The sequence below is a fragment of the Eubacterium sp. Marseille-QA0814 genome, from assembly GCF_965119675.1.
GTDB lineage: Bacteria > Bacillota > Clostridia > Lachnospirales > Lachnospiraceae > Eubacterium_G.
Genome location: NZ_CBCPMG010000001.1, coordinates 84,626 through 95,940 on the forward strand (window position 1 = coordinate 84,626; position 11,315 = coordinate 95,940).

The following is an 11,315-nucleotide window of genomic DNA, read 5'->3' on the forward strand; positions in this document are numbered from 1 at the left end:
AAAATTTTAAAATGGATAAAAAAAACAAAATTATAGCCCTGATAGTTGTATTTTTAATTGCTGTTGTAATAGGGTTAATCATAGCGTTTTTTGCTGGAAAAGGGCAGAGATCACACGTTGTATTCAAAGGTGATTCATCTAAGGTTAATTTAAAACAGGATAGAGAAGATACATATTCCATTGGGGTTTCAACTTCCATAGCTGACAATCATCCATACAGTCATGATGATGAGGCAGCAGCAGTTCTAAAAAAACTTGTTTACGAACCATTAATAAATATTGACGGTAATTACAAAATTACTTACTGCAATGCAAAATCTATTACCTTCAACAAAGAAGGCAGGGAAGCCGTAGTGAAATTAAATACTGATAAAACTTACAGTGACGGCGAAAAAGTAAAAGCTTCTAATGTGGCACAGTCATACAGGTGGTTTAGATCACAGGACAATTCTTACAAAGATTTGCTTACAAGAATTTCAAGTGTGAAAGTTACAGATGATGAAACATTAGTATTTACTTTTAACACTGTTGACAGCAGAAATATTACAATATTTAATATTCCTATTATTTATCAGTCACTAAAGGAAAAGGATTATCCGTTAGGTACAGGAAAGTATGTTATTGATTCGGTTAAGGCGTACGATAATATTACATTAAAGCCTGGTAAAAATGGTAATTGTTCATACAAAACAGTCACAATAAAAACTGCTGATTTTAGCGACAAAACAAGGCTCATTAAATCACAGGATTATGACATGTTCTTATTTAATAAAGATGAGCATGGAGATGCAATCAAAAAGAACAAAGCCTATGATATTTACGAGTATGGCAAAGAAACAGGTTGGTTCTTAAAGCTTAACATTAAGAATAAGGACACAAAAAACGCCATTGGAAAATTAGTAGAAGGTGAAGAATTTTTCAAGAAAACAAGTGCAGAGGGGATTTATTCAGACGGAATGACAAATGCCTACGTTAAACCAAATTACTATTCATATCTGGATAGCGGAAACTTTGACAAAACAAAGAGTTTAACAATTGGTCATGACTACTCAGCAATAGCCAAAAACATTTACAAGGCTTTGGCTAAAAAGTTGAAAGAAGAAGGGGTTAAAACCACTGAAAAAGATTACGGAACAGAAGAAGTTCCAAAAGGTTTTAACGATGACATAACTGTTGCCTATGGTGCATATCAGGATATGATGGGCGACACCGATGCTCAGAAATTTTTCAAGGAAAATAATGGTATGGACGCTGAAGATTTCTATGATTGTTTCGAAAAGTTTTTTGCAACTGAAAACAACATAGTGCCAATAAGCAAAGACACTACATGGGTTGCATTCCTTGCAGGAAGAGACAACAAAGAAATTACAGAATAATATTAGGGATTGTTATATGAATGATGTATGACAATCCCTATACTTTCTATAGGGAAGGTATATGAATTGCATGTACACCATTAAAAATATACTGTGTGCAGGTGTGAAAATATGTAATCAATCCTCTCCTAAAATTGGTTACAAATTAAAAGGAGAAATGTAATGAAAAAGAAAAAAAGCAGAGGCATTAAATGGATTATAATTTTAATATTGTTATTAATTATTGTAGTAGCGGGAATTATAATTGGTCGTGAAATTTTCAGTCATAAAGTGGCACAACAGCGATTCAAAGAACTGTCAAAAGAAATCTCTAATGACAGTAAATCAGGAAGAGATTTAGATGCTTTATTTAAGAAAAATAAGGAGTGCATTGGCTGGGTATGCATAAAGAAAACAGCCATAGATTACCCTGTAATGCACACACCTAATGATCCTAAGAAATATTTGTATAAAAATTTTAACGGACAGTATAGTAGTTCAGGAACTCCTTTTTTAGATGCACGTTGTACAATAAATAGCAGTAACTGCATATTGTATGGACATAATATGCGTAATGGACAGCTGTTTGCTTCCCTAAAACAGTATGTAGATAAATCATATTATAAAAAACATCCGGAGGTAGAATTCCAAACAAAAAACGGAGATAATTTTTATAAGATTTTTGCTGTTGTTGCTTTAAAACAGGATGATGAATGGTACAACTTCATTGATGCACCAAATAGCAAAAATTTCAAGAAAAATATTACAGGAATTATGGAAAAAGTACTTTATACAACAGGAGTAAAACCTAAGTTTGGTCAGCAGTTATTAACATTGTCTACATGCTACGGTTCGGATGAAGATGGCAGATTAATTGTAGTAGCAGTGAAGAAAAAATAGTTATTAAATGGCAAGGAATGTTCTAAAGGACATTCCTTGTTGTTCTATAAATGAGAGAGGTTTTGTAGTCCTAATGTTTACACAATTTGTAAATTGTGATAGAATTATGGAAGTCTTGAAAAATGAAACAAAATTAAAGGGGGAACATATGATAAACATAGCAATATACAATCATGATGAAGATTATGTAAGACAAATCAAGAATACATTTCTAAAGTCAAATCTAAATAAAAATATAGTATTTCACAAATATAATTCAAAAGAAGATTTAATAAAAGCAATAAAGAGAGAACAAGCCCCATATATAGTTTGTTCAAAATTAGGTTTTGCAAATGAATATATATTATGTCATAGTGGACAGGATAGTTATAAAATAGCCCCTAAAGAGATTATGTATATAGCGATTGCAAAAAGAGGAGTTGATGTTTTTATAAACGAAAAGTTACAACAGAGGTTAAATATAAAAAAGGTGCATTGTAATAGGAGAATTTGTGAATTATATAAAATTTTGGAACATTATAATTTTGCTTACGCACATAATAGTTATATAGTAAATATGGAATATATACGGGGTAGAAAAAGACAGGAAATTCAATTATTGGATGGAAAAATACTTTCTGTATCGCGTTCGAAAACAAAAGAATTGAAGGAAAAGATGGAAAGTTATTACAGAAATTAAAAATAGGAAGCAATATTGAATATGAAAAAAGTGGACTTTAAATATACAAAAAATGACCATGAGGTTTTATTTATTGATAAAGAATGATATAGTAACTTCGATGTGTGAATTATAGTGCGCGTACTAATATGGTAAATTCATATATTTGAAAAAATAAAAAGTAAGGAGAGTAATTTGTATGAAACATATTAATTATAGCAAAAAAATAGGAACATTTATAGTAAGCTTAGCGTTGACAACAATGTTAGCAACATCAATTTGGGCAGCTGGATATAGTATTAAGGGAAACTTATCCGTAAATGTACATATAGTACCTATATTAAAAGATAATGCAACAGCTTATACAAGTGTATCAAGACCATCAAAAAAATACAATGATTGTGAGTCTAAAACAACTGTTAAAATTTATAATTCTGATGGCGATTGTAAAAAAGACTCGTATAATTTGAAAGGGGGAGCAGTATGGGATTTGCCGCTTAATGCCGGGGCGAAAGCTAGCATTAGAGCAGCGAAAAAAGCTGTAGGAACTCATAAGGCAAAAACATATAACACAAACAATAAGTGGGTATCAACAAAAAATACAATTTGGAAGAAGTAGGAAATAAAGTGAAAAAAGTATATTTAGCTATTAATAACATAAGGTTGATGTTAAAAAATAAAAGTATAATGATGTTAATAATATTTACAAGTATAACTTTATCGGTTTTAGGAATATTATTTTATTCAGGATATTTTTTATACGATTATTACCAATCGCAGACTGAAAACCAGGTGGAAATTTATTTACAGAAATCAACACAGAGTTCGGATATTATTAGAGTGATTGAGGAGTTGTCTTTAAAAGAAAAGGATATATCAGATATGTGTGTGTCAAATGGTAAGTTATCAGAAGGTAAGCTTATAGGTGAATACAATAAAACATGGAAAGAGCATATGCTGGTAGGACAATGTTATAGTATTGATGACAATAGACCATATTTATTAATGGCTGAATATCAAGTTGATAATATTGAAGGATACGAAAAACCAGTAGGTAAAAACATTAAAGTAGGTGGAAAAAAAATAAGAATTGGTGGGATAATTCCATATTCCCAATATGATAATTACATTTTGCCTGTTTATTATTATATTAACAATTATCCTACTGACTATATTATGATAAAGTATAATAATAGAAAAAACTCCTCAAAAATAGAAAAGACACTTGCGCAAAATACCATAGTAAAAAAATATAATATGAAAAGAAGTACACCATTTTTATCAGAAGATTTCATGGGAGCTTTTGTTCAAATTTTATTGATTTTTGCAGCGGTTATAATAAATGTATTATGTATGACTTATGCATGGTTAAGTACATTTAATAGAAAGTTCAAAATCTATGCAATATGTGGAGCGACAAAAAAAGACATAATCCATATTGCGTTAACTCAAACGGTAATTCTTATGTTCAGTGGAGTTTTAGTGGGAAATATATTGTTTGCCATTTTAAAGATGATAATAAGGAAATATGAGATAGTATATCAACAAAATTATTTGCCATACATAATTATATCAGGGGTGGTAATCATTCTTTTGGTAGGCTTTTCATATATTCTGGCAAAAAAGGCAACTAAGTCGGAGATTATATATAATATAGTGGAGTGATTATGAATACATTAAGAATTGCATACAGATTAACAAAAAAAAGAAAATGGTCATTATTTTTATTAACTGTGGAAATAATAATATGCTCTATAGTTATATTATCCACTTTAGGAAAAATCTTTTATTACTTTGAGACAAAAGATTTGGCATATTCTTTTGATGGAAAAAACATATATTATTTTTCACCATATACATACTATGATGACTTTTCCGCTGAAGAGCTACTTAGTCAAAAAGGTTTTAAAAATGTAGAAGTTTGTGAAATGCATGAATTGAAGATAGAATCAAAAAGTGATAGCGCTATAGCAGTGATAGGATATGATGACATCATTATGAAGAAGTTAAAATTAAATATTATAGAAGGGCAAAATATATCGTCATATACAGGTGATAATATTCCGGTAATTGCTATGGGAAATCGATTTAGAGTTGGAGATACAATAGTATTGTCGGACAAACAAATTTGTGAAGTTGTAGGAAAAATCTCAGAGGATAGTAGTGTAGTTAGATTTAATGCGTCAGCGTCTTCAGGAAAATCCTCAATAGAAGAAATATTAGCGACGGTAAGAGGGTGTGATTTAATTATGCCGTATGGGCCAAATTGTAGCTATTATAACAATTCAGAAATTGTAAAAATGGATTTACCGCAGGATTCCCAAATGATATATTGCAATGGTAAGAAATATCAAAGTGCTATAAAAATGTTAAGTGATTATGGTGCTATTACATCTGTAGAACAAATGCAGGAAAACTATAACAAAAGTAACAGAGAATTTCTTTTTACAAATGGAATTGTAGGAATAGTATTTTTGTTTCTTACAATGACAGGGATAGGTGGAATAAATTATATTCAAAGCAAAAATAATGATAAGTTTTATACTATTTTATTTATGTTGGGAATGAACAAGAATAAACGAATGTTAATTGAAACACTTAATACATTTTCAGTAATCGGAATTTCTGCTATTACAATGCTTATATTTGGTGGAAAAATTGCGGCAATAACATCACCTAAAGGAGTAGGTAGGATAGAAAACTGGATGTATATAGTGGTTGTTATAAACTTGTGCTTTATTTATGCAGTTTCATCTTTTGACTTTATAAAAAAATCAGGTAAAAGTAACATTATAGAATTATATAAGAAAAATAAGGAATAGAAAATGGGATTAGAACTTTCAAATATATACAAAGAATATGAAATAAATAGAGACAACGAAATTCAATCAGTGTTAAATGGTGTCAATTTAACTATTGCTGATGGCGAAATGATAGCAATAATGGGTAAATCAGGAGCAGGCAAATCCACCCTTTTACATATAATAGGCTTGTTGGATGTATGCGACCGGGGAAACTACAAGTTAGATGGTGAAGACATATCTGATTTTACTAATAAACAAAGGGCTAAAATTAGAAATGAAAAAATTGGATTTGTATTACAGGATTTTGGATTGGTTGAGGACGAAACTGTTATGGAAAATGTATCTCTTCCGTTAATGTTAAGTAGAACTTCTATGAAAAAAATAAGAGAAGTAGCCTTAGAAAAAATGAAAAAAGTAGGAGTGGAACATTTGTCAAACAAAAAGGTATCTGTTTTATCAGGAGGCGAAAAACAGAGGGTAGCAATAGCAAGGGCATTGGTATGTGACCCTGAATATATAATGGCAGATGAGCCTACAGGGGCTTTGGACTCGGTAAATGCTGAAAAAATCATGTCAATACTATCGTCTCTGAATAAAGAAGGAAAAACGGTGATTATTGTTACACATGATGAGACCGTTGCAAAAAAATGCGGTAGAATAATAACAATAAAAGATGGAAAGATAGAATAGCTAAATATTAAAACAGAATAATAAATAGCACCAGTTTGATGAAAAATAAAAAAGATTAGTGGTATCAGTAAATTAATCTTATTTATTTTTGGCTGGTGCTGTTTTTTAATTATCCCTTAATCTGTGATAAATAGCTGTTGTGATATATTTTACTATATGTTACATCTTCTCCAAACCAATCCGGTTTCTGAAAAGCATCAGCCTGTTCAACACTTGAAAATTCAACTTCAACTAAAAGCATTCCTGCAAATTTTCCTTTGAAAACATCTAACTCGGCGGTAAGTTTTCCGTCGTTAATTGGAATAAGATAGCGTACTTTTGAGATAATGTTGCCATCTGCTTTTTCTAACAAATGCTCATAACTTTTTTTATTCAGTGGAAGATTATATTCTTCTCTAGCCATCATGCCACTACCTTTGTAAGTAAGAACATAGTCATCGTCCTGTTTTCTAATCCTAACAACAGGAGCAGTGTTAAGATATGCCTGTTCAATTACATGATGTTCGTAACTGTCCAAATCTTTTGGTAAATCTGTAGGTATAAATTTTTTTTCTATTTCCATTCCCATATTATAATGAAACCACCTTTCTTAGTAACTCTAAAATTTTCACAATTTTATACACTGCTGTGAAAACATACAACATTACGAAAGCACGCTTCCGCTGCGTCCGCCTCGTAGCGGTTCTATCAAGCCGACTACGCTGCCTTGATGAACCGACGGGCTACCAGCACTTTCTTAAATGTTGTATGTTTCCCACAGCAGATATAATAAATTTATTACGAAAATATTTAATTAATAATTTTTTTACAATATTTTTTAGTATAACAAATATTATACCCTTATGATATAATTAAATTCGGTTATTTACTATTATACTTATGTTAATTATAGGTTAAATGATTATATTTGACACATTAAATAAACAGGAGGTTTTAAATGAAAACAGTATATGCATTTTTAGCAGACGGATTAGAGGAAGTTGAATGTTTGATGGTTGTGGATTTACTTAGAAGAGCTAAGTTGAATGTAGTTACAGTATCCATCAAGGAAGAATTAATGGTTGAAAGTTCTCATAAGGTTAAATTCTTTGCAGACAAGACAATAGATGAAATCGACTTTGAACAGGGCGATTGTATTTTCTTGCCGGGAGGAATGCCGGGAACAACAAATTTAAGTGAGTGTGGGACATTAAAGGACCATATCATTAAGTATAATGAACAGGGTAAGTGGTTAGCAGCAATTTGCGCGGCACCAAGTATTTTTAGCAGTCTTGGCATTTTGAAGGACAAGAGGGCAACTTCATTTCCAAGTTTTGCAGACAAGATGGAATGTAAGGAATATGGCGGTGGTGTTGTAAGAGACGGCAATATTATTACAGGAAAAGGTCTTGGAGTTGCATTAGAGCTTGGACTTGAATTAATATCATGTCTTATTGATGAGGAAACAAGTGGCAAAATAGCTGACCAGATTCAGTATAATTAGTAGAATACTGTTGAAAATATGTGTTTTAAAAGGTAGTGACAAGAAAAGGAAAGTATGATATAATCATACACTGCGTCAATAGGTTACTAGGCTATGACGAGTAAAATTCAATGAATTAAATGGGATACTCATACCCGTTTTGATAACAAGGAGGAAAAATAATGAGTTTACAGGTAGAAAAGTTAGAAAATAACACAGCAAAGCTTACTATTGAAGTACCGGCAGAAGAATTTGATAAGGCCATTCAGACAGCATATCAGAAGAACAAGAATAAATTTAACGTACCAGGATTTAGAAAAGGTAAAGTACCTTACGCTATGGTAGAAAAAATGTACGGTGCAGGCGTTTTCTATGAAGAAGCTGCAAACGAATTAATTCCAGATGCTTATGCAAATGCAGCAGCAGAAAGTGAATTAGAAATCGTTGCTCGTCCGGAAATCAATGTAACACAGATTGAAAAAGGAAAGCCATTTGTTTTCGAAGCTGAAGTAACACTTAAGCCTGAAATCAAACTTGGAAAGTACAAGGGAGTTAAGGTTGAAGCTATGGACACAACAGTTACAGATGAAGATGTAGCTGCTGAACTTGATAAGGTTAAGGAACAGAACGCAAGACTTGTAGCTGCTGACGATAAGGCAGTTGAAGACGGAGATCAGACAACAATCGATTTCGAAGGTTTTGTTGATGGAGTAGCATTTGAAGGTGGAAAGGGTGAAGATTATCCGCTTACAATTGGTTCACATTCATTTATTGATACTTTTGAAGAACAGCTTATTGGAAAGAAAGTTGGCGAAGAAGTAGAAGTAAACGTTACATTCCCAGAACAGTATCAGGCTAAGGAACTTGCAGGAAAGCCAGCAATGTTCAAAGTAACAATTAAGGAAATTAAAGTTAAGGAATATCCTGAATTAGATGATGATTTCGCACAGGATGTTTCAGAATTTGATACATTAGATGAATACAAGGCAGACATTAAGAAGAATCTTGAAGAAAAGAAAGCACAAGAAGCTGAAGCTGATAAGGAAAGCAAGGTAATTGAAGCAATCGTTAATGATTCAGAAATGGATATTCCTGAAAAGATGATTGAAGCTCAGAGCCAGCAGATGGTTGAAGAATTTGCACAGAACATTGCTATGCAGGGAATTTCTTTTGACCAATACATGCAGTTTACAGGTACAACTGTAGATCAGCTTACAGAACAGGTTAAGCCACAGGCTGAAGCAAGAGTACAGTCAAGCTTAGTTCTTGAAGCTATTGTTAAGGCTGAAAAGATTGAAGCATCAGATGAAGAATTTGATGAAGAAATCAAGAGAATGGCTGAAAGATATCAGATGGAAGCTGATAAGGTTAATGAATTATTATCAGATGATGATAAGAAGAACATCAGAGCTGACATCTGTGCAAGAAAGGCTGCTAAGTTAGTAGTAGAAAAAGCTAAATAAGATATTTGTTAGCATTTATTAAGGAGGTATAGATTATGGCATTAGTACCTTATGTCATTGAACAGAATTCACGTGGTGAACGTTCATATGATATTTACTCAAGATTATTAAAGGACAGAATTATTTTCTTAGGAGAAGAGATAAATGATGCAACAGCAAGTGTTGTTGTAGCACAGCTTCTATTTTTAGAATCAGAAGATCCTGGAAAAGACATTCATATGTATATCAATAGCCCGGGCGGTTCTGTTACAGCCGGTATGGCTATTTATGACACAATGAATTATGTAAAGTGTGATGTTTCAACTACTTGTATCGGTATGGCGGCAAGTATGGGAGCATTCCTCTTATCAAGTGGTGCTAAAGGAAAGAGATATGCCCTTCCAAATGCAGAAATTATGATTCATCAGCCACTTGGCGGTGCACAAGGACAGGCTACAGAAATTCAAATAGCTGCAGAGCACATTTTAAAGACTAAAAAGAAATTGAACGACATTTTGGCAGCAAATTCAGGTCAACCCGTTGAAGTTGTTGAAAAGGATACTGACAGAGACAACTGGATGAGTGCAGATGAAGCTAAAGAATATGGTTTAGTAGATCAGGTAATTAAACAGAGATAGAATGAATAAGGCACCGCAATTACTGTGGTGCCTTATGTTCAAATTTAGATTAATGCGAGGTTATTATGGCGAATAAAAATATAACTGATAACAATTTGCGCTGTTCTTTTTGCGGTAGAAGTGAGAATCAGGTTAGAAGACTTATAGCAGGTCCGAACAATGCATACATTTGTGATGAATGTGTTGAGATTTGTGCAAGCATAGTTGATGATGAAATCTATGGTGATGAAAAGAAAAGTGCAAATGAGGAAATCAATTTACTAAAGCCTAAAGAAATAAAAGAATTCTTGGATCAATATGTTATTGGACAGCAGGAAGCAAAGAAAGTTCTTTCAGTTGCTGTTTACAATCATTACAAGAGAGTATTGGCTGACAAGGATTTAGATGTAGAATTACAGAAATCAAACATATTACTTTTAGGTCCAACCGGTTCAGGTAAAACATATCTTGCTCAAACATTAGCCAAAATTTTAAATGTACCTTTTGCAATTGCAGATGCTACAACATTAACAGAGGCTGGTTATGTTGGTGAAGATGTTGAAAATATTCTGCTTAAATTAATTCAGGCAGCAGACTATGATATTGAGAGAGCAGAACATGGTATTATTTATATAGATGAAATTGATAAGATTACAAAGAAATCAGAGAATGTTTCTATTACAAGAGACGTTTCAGGTGAAGGTGTTCAGCAGGCTTTGCTTAAGATTTTAGAAGGAACAGAAGCCAGCGTTCCACCACAGGGTGGTAGAAAACATCCACAGCAGGAACTTATCCCTATTGATACTACAAATATTTTATTTATTTGTGGTGGAGCTTTTGCAGGACTGGATAAGATTATTGAAAGAAGACTTGATAAGAGTTCAATAGGTTTCAATACTGAAATTGCTGAGAAATCTGAAATTGTTGAAGATGAATTGTTGAAGGAAGTTATGCCGGAAGATTTAGTTAAGTTCGGTTTGATTCCTGAATTTATCGGAAGAGTACCGGTAACAGTTACATTAGATTACTTAGATGAAAAAGCATTAGAAAAGATTTTAACAGAACCAAAGAATGCTTTAGTTAAACAGTATAAGAAATTGTTTGAGTTAGATGGAGTTAAATTAACATTTACAGATGAAGCGATAAACGCTATTGCCAAATTAACTGTTAAGAGAAAAACAGGTGCAAGAGGCCTTAGAGCAATTATTGAAAATGTTATTATGGATATTATGTATGAGACACCATCTGACGAATCAATAAAAGAATGTATTATAAATGAAGATGTGGTAAATGGATTAGCGGATCCTGAAATAATTTATAATTCGGTAATCCCTAAAAAGAATACTACAAAAAAGAAATAATTAGCCACATTTAAGTTGCTATTACA

Annotated in this window: 12 protein-coding genes; 11 read left to right on the plus strand and 1 reads right to left on the minus strand. The window is 32.2% G+C overall.

From position 1 onward, the window contains the following. The first annotated feature begins 11 nt into the window (after positions 1–11). From ACQY63_RS00360 to ACQY63_RS00390, 7 genes are all read left to right on the plus strand, one after another. Positions 12–1,376: an ABC transporter substrate-binding protein gene (locus ACQY63_RS00360; RefSeq protein WP_428244545.1), complete on the plus strand. Its 1,365-nt coding sequence runs from the start codon at positions 12–14 to the stop codon at positions 1,374–1,376. 162 nt (positions 1,377–1,538) lie between these two features. Next, positions 1,539–2,255 (plus strand): class B sortase, encoded by a 717-nt coding sequence (srtB, locus tag ACQY63_RS00365; protein ID WP_428244546.1) that lies wholly within the window; start codon positions 1,539–1,541, stop codon positions 2,253–2,255. Positions 2,256–2,403: 148 nt separating this feature from the next. Next, positions 2,404–2,934, plus strand: a complete 531-nt coding sequence (locus ACQY63_RS00370) for a LytTR family transcriptional regulator DNA-binding domain-containing protein (RefSeq protein ID WP_428244547.1) — start codon at positions 2,404–2,406, stop codon at positions 2,932–2,934. Positions 2,935–3,112: 178 nt separating this feature from the next. Then, positions 3,113–3,532, plus strand: a complete 420-nt coding sequence (locus ACQY63_RS00375) for a hypothetical protein (RefSeq protein ID WP_022165068.1) — start codon at positions 3,113–3,115, stop codon at positions 3,530–3,532. A gap of 8 nt (positions 3,533–3,540) precedes the next feature. Further along, entirely contained in the window at positions 3,541–4,578 is a 1,038-nt protein-coding gene (locus ACQY63_RS00380) for an ABC transporter permease (protein WP_412622286.1), read from the plus strand. Positions 4,579–4,580: 2 nt separating this feature from the next. Continuing rightward, on the plus strand, positions 4,581–5,735 hold the full coding sequence (locus ACQY63_RS00385) for a hypothetical protein (protein ID WP_022165069.1): 1,155 nt from the start codon (positions 4,581–4,583) through the stop codon (positions 5,733–5,735). A gap of 3 nt (positions 5,736–5,738) precedes the next feature. Further along, positions 5,739–6,407 carry an ABC transporter ATP-binding protein gene (locus ACQY63_RS00390; RefSeq protein ID WP_022165070.1) on the plus strand — a complete coding sequence of 223 codons (669 nt, stop codon included), beginning with the start codon at positions 5,739–5,741 and terminating at the stop codon, positions 6,405–6,407. A 109-nt stretch (positions 6,408–6,516) separates the two neighbouring features. On the opposite strand, the gene ACQY63_RS00395 is transcribed toward ACQY63_RS00390, so the two are convergent. Further along, complete coding sequence (locus tag ACQY63_RS00395; RefSeq protein ID WP_022165071.1) at positions 6,517–6,975, minus strand: CYTH domain-containing protein; 459 nt, start codon at positions 6,973–6,975, stop codon at positions 6,517–6,519. A gap of 369 nt (positions 6,976–7,344) precedes the next feature. On the opposite strand from ACQY63_RS00395, the gene ACQY63_RS00400 reads away from it, so the two are divergent. The 4 genes from ACQY63_RS00400 (at position 7,345) to clpX (ending at position 11,289) form a co-directional block, all read left to right on the plus strand. Beyond that, a complete protein-coding gene (locus ACQY63_RS00400; RefSeq protein WP_022165072.1) occupies positions 7,345–7,890 on the plus strand; it encodes a DJ-1 family glyoxalase III in 546 nt (181 codons plus the stop codon). 161 nt (positions 7,891–8,051) lie between these two features. After that, positions 8,052–9,332, plus strand: coding sequence for a trigger factor (gene tig / locus ACQY63_RS00405; protein ID WP_022165073.1), 1,281 nt, complete (start codon positions 8,052–8,054; stop codon positions 9,330–9,332). A gap of 35 nt (positions 9,333–9,367) precedes the next feature. After that, a complete protein-coding gene (clpP, locus tag ACQY63_RS00410) occupies positions 9,368–9,949 on the plus strand; it encodes an ATP-dependent Clp endopeptidase proteolytic subunit ClpP (protein WP_022165074.1) in 582 nt (193 codons plus the stop codon). A gap of 65 nt (positions 9,950–10,014) precedes the next feature. Further along, positions 10,015–11,289, plus strand: coding sequence for an ATP-dependent Clp protease ATP-binding subunit ClpX (clpX, locus tag ACQY63_RS00415; RefSeq protein ID WP_118436998.1), 1,275 nt, complete (start codon positions 10,015–10,017; stop codon positions 11,287–11,289). Positions 11,290–11,315: the final 26 nt, after the last annotated feature.

Excerpts from the sequence above, each read along its gene's own strand:
- ACQY63_RS00385 (WP_022165069.1), top strand. The coding sequence starts at position 4,581 with ATGAATACATTAAGAATTGCATACAGATTAACAAAAAAAAGAAAATGG.
- clpX (WP_118436998.1), top strand. The coding sequence starts at position 10,015 with ATGGCGAATAAAAATATAACTGATAACAATTTGCGCTGTTCTTTTTGC.
- ACQY63_RS00360 (WP_428244545.1), top strand. The coding sequence starts at position 12 with ATGGATAAAAAAAACAAAATTATAGCCCTGATAGTTGTATTTTTAATT.
- tig (WP_022165073.1), top strand. The coding sequence starts at position 8,052 with ATGAGTTTACAGGTAGAAAAGTTAGAAAATAACACAGCAAAGCTTACT.
- ACQY63_RS00370 (WP_428244547.1), top strand. The coding sequence starts at position 2,404 with ATGATAAACATAGCAATATACAATCATGATGAAGATTATGTAAGACAA.
- ACQY63_RS00400 (WP_022165072.1), top strand. The coding sequence starts at position 7,345 with ATGAAAACAGTATATGCATTTTTAGCAGACGGATTAGAGGAAGTTGAA.
- srtB (WP_428244546.1), top strand. The coding sequence starts at position 1,539 with ATGAAAAAGAAAAAAAGCAGAGGCATTAAATGGATTATAATTTTAATA.
- ACQY63_RS00390 (WP_022165070.1), top strand. The coding sequence starts at position 5,739 with ATGGGATTAGAACTTTCAAATATATACAAAGAATATGAAATAAATAGA.
- ACQY63_RS00395 (WP_022165071.1), bottom strand. The coding sequence starts at position 6,975 with ATGGGAATGGAAATAGAAAAAAAATTTATACCTACAGATTTACCAAAA.
- ACQY63_RS00375 (WP_022165068.1), top strand. The coding sequence starts at position 3,113 with ATGAAACATATTAATTATAGCAAAAAAATAGGAACATTTATAGTAAGC.
- clpP (WP_022165074.1), top strand. The coding sequence starts at position 9,368 with ATGGCATTAGTACCTTATGTCATTGAACAGAATTCACGTGGTGAACGT.